Annotated in this window: 16 protein-coding genes; 1 reads left to right on the top strand and 15 read right to left on the bottom strand. The window is 61.1% G+C overall.

The window, feature by feature from the left end:
* Positions 1-16: 16 nt before the first annotated feature.
* The 4 genes from ACYASU_RS25145 to trhA all read right to left on the bottom strand — a co-directional run bounded on the left by ACYASU_RS25145 (position 17) and on the right by trhA (position 3,249).
* Complete coding sequence (locus ACYASU_RS25145; protein ID WP_037018914.1) at positions 17-751, bottom strand: amino acid ABC transporter ATP-binding protein; 735 nt, start codon at positions 749-751, stop codon at positions 17-19.
* Complete coding sequence (locus tag ACYASU_RS25140; protein ID WP_282368563.1) at positions 748-1,425, bottom strand: amino acid ABC transporter permease; 678 nt, start codon at positions 1,423-1,425, stop codon at positions 748-750. Before ACYASU_RS25140 ends, ACYASU_RS25145 begins: the two co-directional genes overlap by 4 nt.
* A 52-nt stretch (positions 1,426-1,477) precedes the next feature.
* The gene (locus tag ACYASU_RS25135) at positions 1,478-2,254 is read right to left on the bottom strand and encodes a transporter substrate-binding domain-containing protein (protein WP_282368565.1); all 777 of its coding nucleotides are present in this window, start codon (positions 2,252-2,254) and stop codon (positions 1,478-1,480) included.
* 377 nt (positions 2,255-2,631) lie between these two features.
* The gene (gene trhA / locus ACYASU_RS25130; RefSeq protein ID WP_192173224.1) at positions 2,632-3,249 is read right to left on the bottom strand and encodes a PAQR family membrane homeostasis protein TrhA; all 618 of its coding nucleotides are present in this window, start codon (positions 3,247-3,249) and stop codon (positions 2,632-2,634) included.
* 166 nt (positions 3,250-3,415) lie between these two features.
* Between trhA and ACYASU_RS25125 the strand changes: the two genes are divergently transcribed.
* Entirely contained in the window at positions 3,416-4,336 is a 921-nt protein-coding gene (locus ACYASU_RS25125) for a LysR family transcriptional regulator (RefSeq protein WP_463584418.1), read from the top strand.
* A gap of 698 nt (positions 4,337-5,034) precedes the next feature.
* Here the strand turns inward: ACYASU_RS25125 and madM are convergent.
* The 11 genes from madM to ACYASU_RS25070 all read right to left on the bottom strand — a co-directional run bounded on the left by madM (position 5,035) and on the right by ACYASU_RS25070 (position 15,486).
* A complete protein-coding gene (madM, locus tag ACYASU_RS25120; RefSeq protein ID WP_122624431.1) occupies positions 5,035-5,799 on the bottom strand; it encodes a malonate transporter subunit MadM in 765 nt (254 codons plus the stop codon).
* 1 nt (position 5,800) lies between these two features.
* Complete coding sequence (gene madL / locus ACYASU_RS25115; protein WP_192172962.1) at positions 5,801-6,235, bottom strand: malonate transporter subunit MadL; 435 nt, start codon at positions 6,233-6,235, stop codon at positions 5,801-5,803.
* Between the two features lie 67 nt (positions 6,236-6,302).
* A complete protein-coding gene (gene mdcH / locus ACYASU_RS25110; protein ID WP_463584417.1) occupies positions 6,303-7,238 on the bottom strand; it encodes a malonate decarboxylase subunit epsilon in 936 nt (311 codons plus the stop codon).
* On the bottom strand, positions 7,235-7,867 hold the full coding sequence (locus ACYASU_RS25105) for a malonate decarboxylase holo-ACP synthase (RefSeq protein WP_463584416.1): 633 nt from the start codon (positions 7,865-7,867) through the stop codon (positions 7,235-7,237). Before ACYASU_RS25105 ends, mdcH begins: the two co-directional genes overlap by 4 nt.
* The gene (gene mdcE / locus ACYASU_RS25100) at positions 7,861-8,664 is read right to left on the bottom strand and encodes a biotin-independent malonate decarboxylase subunit gamma (protein ID WP_463584415.1); all 804 of its coding nucleotides are present in this window, start codon (positions 8,662-8,664) and stop codon (positions 7,861-7,863) included. Before mdcE ends, ACYASU_RS25105 begins: the two co-directional genes overlap by 7 nt.
* Positions 8,661-9,512, bottom strand: coding sequence for a biotin-independent malonate decarboxylase subunit beta (locus ACYASU_RS25095; protein ID WP_463584414.1), 852 nt, complete (start codon positions 9,510-9,512; stop codon positions 8,661-8,663). The genes mdcE and ACYASU_RS25095 overlap by 4 nt, the downstream gene beginning before the upstream one ends.
* Entirely contained in the window at positions 9,505-9,804 is a 300-nt protein-coding gene (locus ACYASU_RS25090; RefSeq protein WP_346627238.1) for a malonate decarboxylase subunit delta, read from the bottom strand. The genes ACYASU_RS25095 and ACYASU_RS25090 overlap by 8 nt, the downstream gene beginning before the upstream one ends.
* 2 nt (positions 9,805-9,806) lie before the next feature.
* A complete protein-coding gene (locus ACYASU_RS25085) occupies positions 9,807-10,709 on the bottom strand; it encodes a triphosphoribosyl-dephospho-CoA synthase (protein ID WP_463584413.1) in 903 nt (300 codons plus the stop codon).
* A complete protein-coding gene (gene mdcA, locus ACYASU_RS25080) occupies positions 10,709-12,385 on the bottom strand; it encodes a malonate decarboxylase subunit alpha (protein WP_463584412.1) in 1,677 nt (558 codons plus the stop codon). The genes ACYASU_RS25085 and mdcA overlap by 1 nt, the downstream gene beginning before the upstream one ends.
* A 98-nt stretch (positions 12,386-12,483) precedes the next feature.
* Entirely contained in the window at positions 12,484-13,632 is a 1,149-nt protein-coding gene (locus tag ACYASU_RS25075; RefSeq protein ID WP_463584411.1) for a Fic family protein, read from the bottom strand.
* Positions 13,633-14,661: 1,029 nt separating this feature from the next.
* A complete protein-coding gene (locus tag ACYASU_RS25070) occupies positions 14,662-15,486 on the bottom strand; it encodes an IS3 family transposase (protein ID WP_463584544.1) in 825 nt (274 codons plus the stop codon).
* Positions 15,487-15,494 lie beyond the last annotated feature (8 nt).

Raw genomic sequence — 15,494 nt, 5'->3', positions numbered from 1 at the left:
GAGCTCCAGAGTCTGATCAGTGATGCAGGATGGCCTGCAAAAACGCGCGGGTTCTCGGCTCTTGCGGGGCCGTGAAGAAATCGTGCGGGTTGTTCTGTTCGATGATTCGGCCGTTTTCCATGAAGATCACCCGGTCGGCGACCTTGCGCGCGAAGCCCATCTCGTGGGTTACGACGACCATGGTCACGCCGGAGCGGGCGAGGTTCTGCATGACGTCCAGCACTTCGCCGACCATCTCCGGGTCGAGCGCCGACGTAGGCTCGTCGAACAGAATCACCCGTGGCTCCATCGCCATGGTTCGGGCGATGGCCACGCGTTGCTGCTGGCCGCCGGACAACTGGCTCGGGTATTTCGCCGCGTGGGCGCCCATGCCGACTTTCTCCAGCAGCAGGCGCGCGCGTTCGTTGGCGTCACGGCGAGACATGCCGCGCACACGGACCGGCGCCAGCGCCACGTTGGCGAGCACGGTGAGGTGAGGGTACAAATTGAAATTCTGGAAGACCATGCCGACTTCGCAACGGATGCCGGCCAGCTTCGGGCCCGTTTCAACGCGTTGGCTGCCGACGCGGATGTCGCCCTGCTGATATTCCTCCAGCAGATTGATGCAGCGGATCAGTGTCGATTTCCCGGAGCCCGACGGCCCGAGGATGACCACCACTTCGCCTTGATCGACGGTCAGGTTGATGTCGGTCAGCGCCTGGAATGGCCCGTAGAATTTGGCCACGCCTTCCATTTCAATCACGGTGCTCATGCGCTTTTCCTCCCGGCGCCGTTACGTCGCTCGATCCAGCTCACCAATTGCACCAACGGCAGAAGCAGCAACAGGTACATGACCGCCGCGCCCACCAGCGGTGTTGGATTGGCCGCCAGCGCCTGGGCCTGAGTGGCTTGTTTGAGCAAATCGGGCATCGCCACGACCGACGCCAGCGCGGTGTCTTTCATGACGTTGATGCAGTTGCTGGTCATCGGTGGCATGACGATGCGCATGGCCTGGGGCAGGATGATGTCGCGCATGGTGTTGAAAAAGCCCATGCCCTGGGACGCAGAGGCTTCGAACTGCCCGCGTGGGATGGCTTCGATGCCAGAGCGGAAGATCTCCGCCGAATACGCGCAGGACACCAGTGACAGCGCCGCCGTGGCCGCCGCGAACGACGACAGGCGAATGCCCACGAACGGCAGCGCGTAATAGATCAGCACCAACAGCACAAGCAATGGAATCGAGCGCAGCACGTCGATATACACCCGCGCCAGAAACCGCACCGGGGCGTAGCCGTACAACCGCAGCATCGCCAGCACCAGCCCGCCCACCAGGCCGAGAATGATGCTGACCACGCCGAGCATCACCGTCACGCCCAGGCCGCGGAGCATCAATGGCAGCGCATCGACGAACACGCTCCAGTTGAAGAACGTTTCTAACAACTCCATTGCGATTCCTTGATGGCGAGCAGTGACGGGCGCGGGCGTGAGCGGTCAGGGGTTACTTGAGCACATCGACCACTTTGACGGTGCTGGACTCCGGATCAGCGTCGGCACCGAACCACTTCTTATGCAGGTCGGCGATCACGCCTTCTTTCTTCATCGTAGTGATGATGTCGTTGACCTGACCGGCCGATGCCCAGCCCTTGGCGTGCATCAACGAGTACTTCTCACCAGTAGGAATTTTCGCGACGACTTTGTATTGCGGCTTGTCCTTGATGTAGTACAGGACCGCCGGGATATCGCTGATGTAGCCGTCCATGCGGCCGGACGCGAGATCGAGCATCGCAGGCGACAGCCCTTCGTAGCGTGAGACTTCCTTGAACTTGTATTCGGCCTGATGGGCGTTGACCCACATGTCGCCGGTGGAGCCGGTGTCGACGCCGACCACCTTGCCGTCCATGTCCTTCAGGCCGTTGATGCCGGATTTGGCGAGCACCGACAGGGATTGGTCGCTGTCGTAATACGGCTGGGCGAAGCCCACGGATTCAAGGCGCTTGGGGGTGATGGTGATCGATGAAATGGCGATGTCAGCCCTTTTGGATTGCACGGCGCTGAACAGGCCGTTGAACGGGATGTTGACGAATTCCACGGTCTTGCCGGCGCGTTTGGCGACTTCTTTCACGACGTCGACTTCGAAGCCGACGATCTCGCCTTTGGCGTCCTGAAACTCCCACGGTACGTTGCCCACGTTGGCGCCGACGGTCCAGTCAGCGGCCCAGGTGGATGCGGAAAAGGCGGTTGCCACGGCCATGCTCAAGAGTACTTTCACATTCATGTCTTGCTCCCCGATTGATCAGTCAGTTCAAGAAGGCCGCCTTACCACAGAGGGGGCGTTTCGAGGATCAGACTAGGATGACGAATCAAATAATTCAACAAATAAAATAAATGAATTAAATGCTTCAATCGGGTGCGAAAGTTATCCGCATTGGTGCAGAGCGGAGAGCGCGGAAGGCTGTGGGGTGTACAGAAAATGATCAGTGATGTGCAGGATGATATGCACCGAAGCGGCGCATGGATTGCTCGCGGTGCGTCGGATATCGCCTATTCTGGGAGTGAGCTTGCTCACGAGGACATCATCCCAGCCGCTGAAAATCCAGCAGATGAATCGTCATCTTCGCGAGCAAGCGGCAGCGCCACTCTCGCCCCATACGCCTAAAGCACGTAACGCGAAATCGCAACAAAGTGCAGCAGGCTGCCGGCGATGACAAACAGGTGCCAGACCCCATGAAAGTGTCGGACCTTGGTGTCGAACGCGAAGAAAATGATTCCCACGGTGTAGAACACGCCACCCAGCGCCAGCCAGATGAATCCGGCCATGCCCAGCGCGGCGATCAGCGGATTGACCGCGACCAGCACGATCCAGCCCATGACCGCGTAAATGACGATGGACATCACCCGCGCTTCGGACCGAGGCTTGATTTCCTGCAGGATGCCGATGATGGCCAGCGCCCAGACGATACCGAACAGCGTCCAGCCCCACGTCCCGTGCAGCGTCACCAGACAAAACGGCGTGTAGCTGCCCGCGATGAGCAGATAGATCGAAAAGTGATCAACCTTCTGCATGATCACTTTCGCCCGGCCGCGAACGCTGTGGTACACCGTCGACGCGCTGTACAGCATCACCAGCGCCACACCGTAGACCGCAACGCTGATGATCTTCCAGATATCCCCCGTCATCGTGGCGACAACCAGCATCCAGACGGCGCCAATCGTTGCCAGGATCGCGCCGACCAAGTGGGTCCAGGCGTTGAATTTTTCTCCGTAGTACATCCGCAAACTACCTCTCTCAATTGCGTGACACGCGCCAAGCGTCCTGCTTCTGAACCGCGATGACAACGTCTAGTGTGGTGTTATCGAGAATTTAATGCAGTCAGCCGCCGATCTCTTCGGCACAATCGGGCGCTCTCAAAACAAGAATCCGGCGCGGATCCACACGATGCAGATCGACGAAGAGCTCACCCTCAAGAAGCTGGAAATCTTTCTGGCGTTCATGCGCACCGGCAATCTCGCGCGCGCGGCGGCGGAGCTGCAGACGAGCACGGTCAGCGTGCACCGGGCGATTCACTCGCTGGAAAGCGCGTTGCGGTGTCCGCTGTTCAAGCACGAGGGTCGCAACCTAACGCCCCTCGAAGGCGCTTATGTGCTGGAGGAACGCGCACAGAAGCTGGTGCAGGACGTGCTCAGCACCATCGAACAGACGCGGCAGGCGGCGGGGTTTTCGGCGGCGCGGTTCAAGCTGGGGGCGCTGTATTCACTCACGGTTAAAACCGTGCCGCAGCTGATCATGGGCCTGAAGATCCGCCGCAGCGAACTCAACATCGACCTGATCCTGGGCTCCAATATCGATCTCTTCTACAGGCTGAAAAACATGGAAGTGGATGCGATTTTGGTGTCGCTGAACGAATCCGTGAGTGATCCGGATTGCGAGCAACTGCCGCTGTTTTCCGACGATATTTTTCTCGCCACGCCGGCTGATTCACCCTTTGCGCTACAGAGCGAGGTGGACCTGAGCGACCTGCGGGAAATGACCTTCATTACCCTGACCCAAGGCTTCGCCACCCACCGCGATGGCGCGCGGGTGTTCGAGCAAGCAGGGTTCGAGCCGAAGATCGCCATGCAAGTGAACGACATCTTCACGCTGCTGAGCATGGTCAGCTCGGGAGTGGGCTATGCGCTGTTGCCCGGGCGAATCGCCGCCGTCTACGAAAACCGCGTCCGCCTGGTGCCGCTGCAGGCGAGATACCGCATGCAGCAGCACATCGGACTGGTCTTCCTCAAAGCACGGGAGCGTGACCCGAACCTCTTGGCATTGCTTGCGGAATGCCGGATGTACTCGAACCGGCTGGCACAAGGCTGAGTCTGACTCCCCCGTGTGGAAGAGAGCTTGCTCACGAAGGCGGCATTTCAGTCGCTGAATTTATAGCGGATGTACCGGCCCATTCGCGAGCAAGGTGGATCGCCACCCCGGTCGCTCCCACAAATTACCTGTCAGTAGATACATCTGCGGCACCTTCTGACACCGCGCTTTCTTGCATCAAACACATCCCCTGCGGGATTGAGCTTGCTCACGAAGACGGCATTTCGGCCGCTGAAAATTTGGTGGCTGTACCGGCCCATTCGCGAGCAAGGTGGATCGCCACCCCGGTCGCTCCCACAAATTACCTGTCAGTAGATACATCTGCGGCGTCTTCTGACACCGCGCTTTCTTGCGTCAAACACATCCGTGGTGGGAGTGAGTTTGCTCACGAAGACGGCATTTCAGCCGCTGAATCTATAGCAGATGTACCGACCCCTTCGCGAGCAAACTCGCTCCCGCAAGTTACCTGTCAGTAGATACATCTGCGGCGCCTTCTGACACCGCGCTTTCTTGCATCAAACACATCCCTTGTAGAAGAGAGCTTGCTCACGAAGACGGCATTTCAGCCGCTGAAAGTTGGGTGGATGTACCGGCCCCTTCGCGAGCAAGCTCGCTCCCGCAATTCCGACGCCGGCAGGTAGATCTGCAATGAGGCGCGCAGCGGCAGGATGTTGCTGAACACCGCGCATCCCAAAGCCTCAGCCCAAAATCCCGCGCACGATGAAGTAAAGCAGCGACGGGCCCAGCAGGCAGCCGAGCCCGGTGTGGAAGGTCGCCGTCAGCGCACCATAAGGCACCAGACGCCGATCCGTCGCCGCCAATCCAGCCGTCACGCCGCTCACGGTGCCGGCCAGACCGCCGAAGACCATCGCCGAACGCGGGTTATCCAGTCCCATCCAGCGCGCAGCCATCGGGGTGCCGACCATCACCAGAATGGCTTTGATCAGACCGGTCGCGATCGACAGCGCCATCACATCCGAGGTCGCGCCCAATGCCGCACCGGTCACCGGCCCGACGATGTACGTCACTGCGCCCGCGCCAATGGTGGTGATGCTCACCGCATCGCGATAGCCAAACGCGTACGCCACACAGCAACCGACAATGAATGGCAGCAACGTACCCAACAGCAGCGAGAACGCGCCGATCCAGCCGGCCTTTTTCGCTTCGGTGGCCTGCACTTCGAAGGCCGTGGCGACGATGGCGAAATCACGCAGCATCGACCCGCCCATCAAGCCGATCCCGGAAAACAACGCCAGGTCCGCCAGCCCTTTCTGGCCACCGGTCATCGTGCCACCCACCCACGCCAGCACCAGGCCGATGACGATCGCAATGGCCGAACCATGAATGCGCCCGAACGTCAGGCGTTTGGACAGCACCACCGAAATCCACATCACCACGCCCACGACCGCGAACGCAGTCACCAGGCCCTGACTGATCAGGTCTTTTTGAATGAGCTCCCACATATCAGCGGCCTCCTGCTGGCGAAACAGTCGGCGCGATCACCGGAAGCGGGTGCGCGAGTTCGTCCTCTTTGGGCAGTGGCTCGCCCTTGTTGATGCGGCTGATGACCGCAATCGTGCAGCCGCAGACCACCACCGACACCACCGCCGCGATGACCGCGATCGGCCCGCCCTTGAGCGCCGTGACGACGTTTTGCTGAGCGGCCATGGCCACGACGACCGGGATGTACATGGCGCCCCAGAAGCCGACGCCCATTTCGCAGCCTTCGCTCATGCCGCCGCGCTTTTGCATGAACAGCCGCGCGCAGATGAGCAGGATCATCGCGATCCCGACGCCGCCCACGTTGGATTTGACGCCCAGCAATACGCCGAGCAGATCACCGAGAATCACCCCCGCGAGGGTGCAGATTGCGAGTAACGCCACGCCATAAATCACCATTGTTCTTATCCTCAAATTGCATCGTCGAAGTTGTTGTTTTTGTGTTCCTTCGAAAGCAGCAGTCGGTTTATGAGTGGCGGCGTTCCTCCTCTCGTGACAGCGCGCTGAGCGTGTCCAGCCGGGCGCCCTGAAAGGCGACGACCGATCCTTGTTCGAAAACGCGACGCGCCAGGCCTGTCAGCACGGTGCCCGGCGGCAGTTCGATGTGCAGCCGCGCACCTCGCTCGTAGGCGGTTTGCACCGTGCTGCGCCAGTCGATCACCCGGCACATGTTGAACGCCAGATCGTCGCGGACCTTGTCGGCGCTGAGCACCGGCCGCGCGGTGCTGCCGCTGAGGTATTTCAGCGTCGGCGCTTTCACGGAAACTCGGGCGAATGCATCGGCAAGGGCGCGTGCCGGTTCGGCCAGCAGTTCGCAATGGGACGGTACGCTGACCGCCAGCCGCTTGGCCCCCGCAGCGCCCTGCTCTTTTGCGAGCGCAGCGACGGCCGTCATGGCTTCGTCTCGGCCAGCAATAACGAACTGGGTATCAGCGTTGATGTTGGCCAGATAGACCGGCGTCTCAACGCTGTGAATGCGTGCGATCAGGCTTTCGACCGTGGGTTGGTCCAGCCCGATCAGCGCGGTCATGCCGTAGCCCTGTGGATAAGCGCTTTGCATCAGCTCACCCCGCAGCGCCACCAGACGCACGGCATCCGAAAAATCCAGAGCCTCCGCGATCACTGCCGCCGGATAAGCACCGATGGACAAACCTGCGACCATGTCGGGGGTGTTCCCATCGGCCATCAGCACCCGGGCGCACGCGACGCCCGCGATTAACAGGCACAGCTGAACAGCTCGCGTCGATTGCAGGGAGGCGGCCTTATCCAGCGTCAGGACGTCCTCGCTCAATGCAGCGCTCGCTTCTGCCAGACACTGTTCAACCAAGGGATGCTCCGGCAGCCCATGGAGCATGCCCGGCTGTTGCGCGCCCTGGCCGGGAAACGCCCAGAAGCTGCTCATGCCGCAACCGCCTGCGCCAGCCAAGGGTTATCCACAAGCCGCGCGCCGTCTTCGGCTTTGAGCAGCACCTGGCGTGACGGTCCTGCCCACTCGCGCAGCGCGACTGCACCAAAGGGGGTTTGCAACTGAAGGTCGATGCGACACACCGCGCTGGCAAGCTGATAGACCAAACGAGCGGCGTGCTGGCGATCAAGAAAATCCGGGGTGCGCAAGATGAGATCGAGATCGCTGTCCGCGTGCAGCACGGCCACGCCACTCGCCAGCTCGAAACCGGCGCCACCCGCCACGCCCCACGGCAGGCCGAGCGCGTCCATCACTGGACGAATCTGCTGCAAGGCGCGCAACGCCGGCCAGTCAGCTTCGGGCGTCATGGCGATCAACTCTTCAGGCGGCACGCGCCGCTGCACATCGGTGAGTTTCATGTGAGTGGCGTAGCGCTGATCCCGCGAACGCCCCCGCACGCCCACCGCCACCAGTCCTGCCCCGACGCGAGCGCGGCGCACTACCACCGGATGACCCAAGCCGATGGCCTCGAACGCCCACGCCGGCGCGTCGATCGGCAACGCAGCCGTCGGCAGACCCCACAACAGGTCGTGGGGCAGCACCGGCTGGAAACTACTCATTACCACTGCGCCCGCAACAGCTCGCGGACTTTCGACGACGCCCCACGGTTCGGCGCGCCGAGGCGTGAACTCAGGTCATTGGCGCCGGCAAGGGTGTCTTTGATCGCTGCAATCAGGCAGTCCTGAACCAGCGTAAGATCCGACGCCGTGGGCTGCTCGATCTGACTGACCGACAGGGTTTCCCACAGCAAACCGAGGCTGGCATAGCTGTCGATGTCATAGGCCATCGGCGGCACGCTGGCGGCGAGTTTTTCCAGTTCCTCGACGCTGCGCAGTGTCACCCGCGCCGCGGAAGCCTTGCCCATGGCATGAACCATGACGCCCGGATCGCGCAGGGCAATCAGGCGATTGGCCTGATAGCCGTGGGCGAGGAAGGCCCCCGACATGGCCTTGCCCACCAACAGCCCAATCACCGGATGCCCGGCCAGGCGCGCCCGAGCATAGGCGTCAACCGCGCCGGCCAGCGCCTGGTGAATACCCAGCGCTTCTTCGCGGCGACCATAGGCCTGACTCGGCACGTCGATGATCGCGATCAATGTCCGCTTGTTGTCGCTGTCCCGATCCAGTTCGATGGCGCTGTCCACGGCCTGGGCCAGACCCCATCCTTCCAGCAATCCGACTTCGCCGCTTTGTGCGCGGGGAAAGCGGTTGGCAGGGTCAGCGACCACCGCCAGGAATCGCGCCGGGCGATCACCCAGTACGCCATCCGCTGCTTTCACCGACGCCGGCAGCCCCGCCACTTCAGCGGCGTTTGCGGCCAGCGCGTTGAACCAGTTCAATCCACGGAGTGAGTAAGCACTCATGACCGGTCTCCTTGATAGGCAGCGCGCACCGAAGCGGGCGCTATCTGCTGGGCAGTCTCCAAGTGCGACAAACGCTCGAGGAACCACGCGTATCGACTGCTGCGTTCCTGCTCGGGCTTGCCCTTGTGCAACAACGCATGCACCTGTTGCTGAATGGCGCTGATATCGTCGGCGACAAAGGCGTCCACCAGACCGCTGGCAAAACGTTGCTCGCCCCCGGTCAGGCTCCAGATGAACGGCCGGTCGCGGGAGTCGTATTCTTCAATGCCGGCTTCCTGCTCGATCACTTGCGGGCCGTTCAGGCCGAGACGCGCTTCCTGAGTGACGACCAGATAACTGCACAAGCCCGCCGCAATCGACATGCCGCCGAAGCAGCCGACGCTGCCCGCCACTACGCCGATTACCGGCTGATAGCGACGCAGATCAACAATCGCGGCATGAATGTCGGCGATGGCGGCCAGTCCGAGATTGGCTTCCTGCAAGCGAACGCCCCCGGTTTCCAGCAACAGAACGGCTGCCGTGGGAATGCCCTTGCGATTGTCTTCGGCGGCCAATTCCAGCGCGCCGGCCATTTTGGCGCCGCCAACCTCGCCCATGCTGCCGCCTTGAAATCCGCCTTCGATGGCGCAGATCACCACCGGTTTGCCATCAATGGTGCCTTTGGCGATCACTACGCCATCATCGGCCTGGGGCACGACGCCTTGCTTGGCCAGCCAAGGGGAGACGAGGCGCTCGAAGGGATCGATCAGCTCACGAAAACTGCCGTCATCCAGCAGTGCGCGCGCGCGTTGCCGGGCGCCGAGCTCGACGAAACTGTGCTGCTGCAGAAGCCGCGTGCTGTCAGTCATGACCGACCTCCTCGAAACCTTGCTCCAGGCGCAGCCGAACCACGCCCGGCGTGGCGCCGAAATCGTGAATGTCGATGCTTAGGGCCGGCGGCGTCTGGCCGTCGAACATGCGCTGGAACAGGTTTTCCCAGCGCGCCGAGCTGCCGTTGACCGACGTCAGCACCTGAATCGTCAGCTTGCCCGGCTGACCCGGCTCCAGCAGCACTTCCAGATCACCCGAACCGACACAACCCACCAGCGCGCGCCCCCTTGGCGGCTGCCCGGCGGGGAATTCAAAAGACAGGGTTTCCATGATCAGACGTTCCTCGTTTCATCGCCGAGCGCAGGCTCCAGGCGATCAATAAACAGGCAAGCGGCGAGCAAATCGGCGGCGCCGCCGGGGGAGGCGTTCAGGCCCAGCAGTTGTTGATCCAGCTGATTCAGCGCGCGACGGCCGCTGAGGGTCGCGCTGCCGCCGGCGTCCAGTACCCGCTGCGCACCGTGTTGCATGGCGTGCAGGCCTGCTTCACCCGCGCGATACAGCACGCAGGTATCGGACAGCGTGGTCATGATCGCCAGCAGCGCATCGAGTCGCGCGTTCTGCTCGCCATGTCCGGCGGCGCGGCTACGGAGGAGTTGCGGCAAACCGGTTTGGATGACGGCAGGGAAACCCGCTTGCGCTTGCTCCCGGGCACCCATTGCGCCGTATTTCTGCACAACGGTTTGGCCATGGCTGTGGCTCTGGTTGGCGGTCTGGTGACGATCTTCGATCAAGGCCAGCTGGCCGGCGCGTTGGCACAGCCCCTCCGGGGAAATGTGATCGGGATTCAGCGCGGCAGCGGTGACCAGCAAACCCAGTGCCCAGATCGCGCCGCGATGGGTATTCGCCCCGTTGGTCGTGCGCATCATCGCCCCTTCGCCTTCGCGACCGAGGCGTCCGATGGTTTCCCTCAACAGCGGATTGATCTCGCCGATGGCAATGGCGGCGTCGGCCATCTGCTTGAACGCGGGCCATAGCGACAGCGCTGATGCGTGCATCAGACCCAGGTGCAGGTCCGTGTGGGCGCCACTGCTGCGACGATCAACCAGCGCCGGTTTTGGCGACAGGTCGGCTTCGTCGATCAGTGCATCAATCGCCAGATCGGCCAGGCGCTCTGCCAGTGACGCGGGGTTCGTCGTTGCATCGAAGGCATCGAAAGCTACGTTGAATGCGCGCATTACCAGCTCCTGAATTTCGCAGGCGGGTTGTACAAACCGCCGGACCATTCCACCAGTTCGGCGATGCTCTTGGCGGCAAGCAGTTCGCGGCTGGCGTCGGTGCGACGAATCCCTAAGTCTTCAGGCAGCGCGATCAGCCCTTCGCGGCGCATGCGGGCGGTGTCTTTGGGGTTGTGGCGCAGGCCGATGGAGGTCACGCCAGCGACGGCGGCGATCATGGCCTGACGTTCCTTCAGGCTGCGCGCCTTGTACAGATAGGCGATGCCTTCTTCGGTCAGTAGATGGGTGACGTCGTCGCCGTAGATCATGATCGGCGCCAGAGGCATGCCGCTTTTTTTCGCGACTTCGACGGCGTCCAGGGTCTCGACGAACGTGGGTTTGCCGCCCTCCTGAAACGTCTCGACCATCTGCACGACAAGCTTCTTGCCGCGCTCAAGATAGGCGTCCGGCCCGTCACCGCTCTGCTGGCGCATGTCCAGCCAGGCAGGCGTGGCGTGACGTCGGCCGCGCGGGTCGTGGCCCATGTTCGGCGCGCCGCCGAAGCCGGCGAGGCGCCCGCGGGTGACGGTGGAGGAATGGCCGTCGCCGTCGACTTGCAGCGTGGCGCCGATGAACAGGTCAACCGCGTACTGCCCGGCCAGCTGGCACATCATCCGGTTGGAACGCATGGAGCCATCGTGGCCGGTAAAGAACACGTCAGGCCGTGCGGCAATGTAGTTTTCCATGCCCAGTTCGGTGCCGAAGCAATGCACGCTTTCGACCCAGCCGCTTTCGATGGCGGGGATCAGCGTCGGATGCGGGTTGAGCGTCCAGTTGCGGCAGATCTTGCCCTTCAGGCCCAGAGATTCACCGTAGGTCGGCAGGATCAGTTCGATCGCCGCGGTGTTGAAGCCGATGCCGTGGTTGAGGGACTGGACGTTGTGTTTTTCGTAGATCCCGCGAATCGCCATCATCGCCATCAGCACGTGCACCGGCTTGATGTGGCGCGGGTCGCGGGTGAACAGCGGCTCGATGTAGAACGGCTTGTCGGCGACGACCACGAAGTCGACCCATGACGCCGGGATGTCCACGCGCGGCAGGTCGCTGACGTCATCCACCAACTGGTTGACCTGCACGATGACGATGCCGTCGCTGAAGGCGGCCGGTTCGATCAGGGCGGGAGTGTCTTCGGTGCTGGCGCCGGTGTAAATGTTGCCGGCCCGGTCAGCCATGAAACCGGCCGAGAGCACGACGTTGGGAATCAGGTCGACCAGCAGGCGGGAATACAGCTCGATGTAGGTATGAATCGCGCCGATTTCCAGCAGCCCGTCTTCCAGCAACTGGCTGATGCGCAGGCTTTGGGTACCGGCGAACGAAAAGTCCAGCTTGCGGGCGATGCCGCGTTCGAACAGGTCCAGATGCTCGGCCCGACCCACGCTGGGCATGATCATGTGCAGGTCGTGGAGCTTGCCGGGATCGGCCTTCACCAGTGAGCGCGAAAGAAAATCCGCCTGCTTCTGGTTGTTGCCTTCCAGCACCACGCGATCGCCCGGCGCAATCAGCGCCTCAAGCGCCGTGACAATCTTGTCGGTGGGCAGTACAACGCCATCGGCGAAGGAACGCACCAGGTCGAGCCGTCGCAGTTTTTCCGTGCGACGACGCGACCAGCGCGGGTCAAGTTTCGTTGTTGTGGTCATGCTGATTCCACGAGTTCGCTGTCGTGGGGCAGATTAGGAGGGGCGGCGGCTCGGCATCAATCAAGCAAATGCGCTAATCATTACCGTGAGAGTAATGATCAGTCGGGCCAGTTGATCTGATAGCGGGTGCTGCGCCCGCCGCCCGGAAGTCTACGCAGGCAGTCTTTTCCCAACAGATCTGCGAGATGCCGAGTGGCGGTGGCTTTACTGACCTTGGCGACCGCCTGGTATTGAGCGGCGCTGATGCCGTCGGTGAAACCCGCGTCCGGCCTCTCCGACAACAGGTCGCCATTCAGCAAACGGTTGAGCACTTTGATTTGCTCGGTGGATAGCCCGTCATCCCGATGGGCTTGCCAGAATCTCGCCTTCGCCAAAACCCGGTCGATGCGCTGGATGGCCTGCTCAAACGTATGGAGCAGCGTCTGCAAAAACCAAACGAGCCACTCAGTGATATTCAGCCCACCGCGCTGGGTCGCCTCCAGGACCCGGTAGTAGTCCTGACGACGGGCGAGGATGCTGACGGACATGGCGTAAAAGCGTATGGCCTGGTGTTCGCCTTGGGCCATGGCCAGATCAGTGATTGCGCGGGTCAAACGTCCGTTGCCATCGTCGAACGGATGCAGCGTCACGAACCAGAAATGTGCGACGCCCGCGCGGATCAGCGGGTCGAGGGTAGGGTCGGCGCGGCTACTGTTGAACCAGTAGAAAAAGTCATCGAGCTTTTGCTCCAGGCCTTCGCGCCCAGGCGCCTCGAAATGCACCACGGGTCGGTCAATGCGACCGGACACGACCTGCATGGGTTCGGGGCCCCGAAGCACGCCAACCTGGATGGGGTTTGCCGTCAGCGCGCTCGTCTCGGGAAACAACAAGCGATGCCAATGCATCAGCCGTTCGGACGTCAGCGGGGCGTCATGTTGTTGGGTGGCATCCAGCATCAACTCTGCCAGACCCTCACTGCGCGCCGTCACGCGTTCATCGCTGGCGAGCCCGAGCCGTTTTGCCAGCGAAGAACGCACCGACTCCACATTGAGCTGCTCGTCTTCAATGGCCGATGAGGTGATGACGTTCTGCAATAAGGCGTCCAGTTCGCGCTCGACATTCGCATCGGCGCCTGACGCGCCAATCATCCCCAACAACTGACCCTGCGCCCGGGTACACGCCCGCAACAGCGGCGCCAACGGCTCCACGTCCCAGGAAAAGGACGGCCATTTGGGGTGTTGCCAAATCCATTTTGCTGACTGTTTCACAGGACGCCTCGAAGGTACATGAGCCGATTAGAAACTCTATTCGGCTCACCGGATGAGCCGAATATGCGGTTTATTCGGCTCATCGTCTAGGAGGGATTGGGGAGGAAAACGATATATATGTACCGCAATCGACCCTTTTCGACTTTTTAAACTGCCCACTTCACAAATCTGATATCCGAGCGCCATGTCGCAGCTGTCTGAATTGCCTTTTCCGACCCAGACTCCTACCGTTGAAGACGATATATATGCCTTTCAAGCGCCTGGAGATCTCATGTCATCGACTGTCCTGTCATTTCAAGCCGATGAAGAAACAGTACAAACACTCGACCCGTTGGCCGGCACCACTGGGCGTGATCGGCAATACCATCTACAGAGGGCACTGAGCCGCTACCTGGAAGCCGAGATGCGCAGATTCTGGCTATCTCGGACGGCATAGCGGATGCCAACGCAGCAAACCTTACCGATATCGAATCTGTAAAAGCGAAATACTTCAGCCTGATATGAGCCGGCTTCCGCTGGCAGTTCTTGAATGCTCCAGACAGACACAAGTTGAGCATGCTGGAGATCAAATTGTGGGAGCGAGCTTGCTCGCGAAAGAGCCGGGACAGCCGCTAAATCTTCAGCGGCTGAAATTCTGCCTTCGCGAGCAAGCTCACTCCTACAAGGGCTATGTCCGGCATGCAATCTGCGGCGGCTGACATGCATTCGTGGGAGCGAGCTTGCTCGCGAAGGGGTCGGTGCATCCACCAAATCTTCAGCGTTTGAAATGCAGCCTTCGTGAGCAAGCTCACTCCCACAAGGGCTGTGTTGGGCATGCAATCTGCGGCGGCTGACATGCAGGCGTGGGAGCGAGCTTGCTCGCGAAGGGGCCGGGACAGCCGCTAAATCTTCAGCGGCTGAAATACAGCTTTCGCGAGCAAGCTCACTCCTACAGCGGGCTGTGTTGGGCATGCATTCTGCGGCGGCTGACATGCAGTCGTGGGAGCGAGCTTGAACTGGTCAAGTGATTCTGGACACCCATTTAGGTTTTCAAGCAGCCGCTCGCTCCGCAGCTACAGGCGAACAGTAGCCGTTGTAGCTGTGGGGCCGGCGGCTGTTGTAACGCATGACATAACGCTGCACGTCCAACCGTGCTTCATGCGCTGACGAATATCCTTCTTTAGGCACCCACTCCGATTTCAGGCTGCCAAAAAATCGCTCCATCGGGGCGTTATACCAGCACTCGCCTTTTCGACTCATGCTCTGCCTTAAACCATGGGTCACCAGTTCGTTCCGGAATTTATGGCTGGTGTACTGACAGCCTTGGTCCGAGTGAAATAGCACATCTTTAGGTCGCCCGCGAAGCTCAACCGCCATTCTCAACGCCTCACAGGTCAGCGAGGCGTCGGGTGTCATCGAAAAGGACCAGCCCACAACCCTGCGTGCAAACAAGTCGAGCACTGCGGCGAAATACATCCACTGCTTACCCACTTTTATGTACGTTACATCCCCGCACCACACGGTATTGGGGGCATTCACATCGAACTTGCGTTTGAGCAGATGGGGCGCCACCAATGCCTCGACCCCTGAAGACTTGTATTTGTGCGGACGACGCTGACAGCTCACGACCCCGGATTCACGCATGAGCGTGCGGGCCATGTATCGGCCAACCTGATGCCCTTCGCTGCGAAGATCACTGGACAGCGTTCTTGCCCCCGCTGATCCCCTCGACTCCTTGTGAAGCCTGACCAGCAAAGCCCTAAGCCTTGCACGGCTGCGGTTGACGAAGCCCTGGCGCTGGCGCCAGGCGTAAAAACTGCTGCGGTTAACTCCCAACGCGCGGCAACAATCGTAAACGCCATAGTGCTTGCCCAGCTCGCTGA

This window comes from Pseudomonas sp. HP_12 (genome assembly GCF_055283955.1).
Note: the sequence above shows the minus strand (reverse complement) of the source record. Positions and strands in the feature narration are given on the sequence as shown.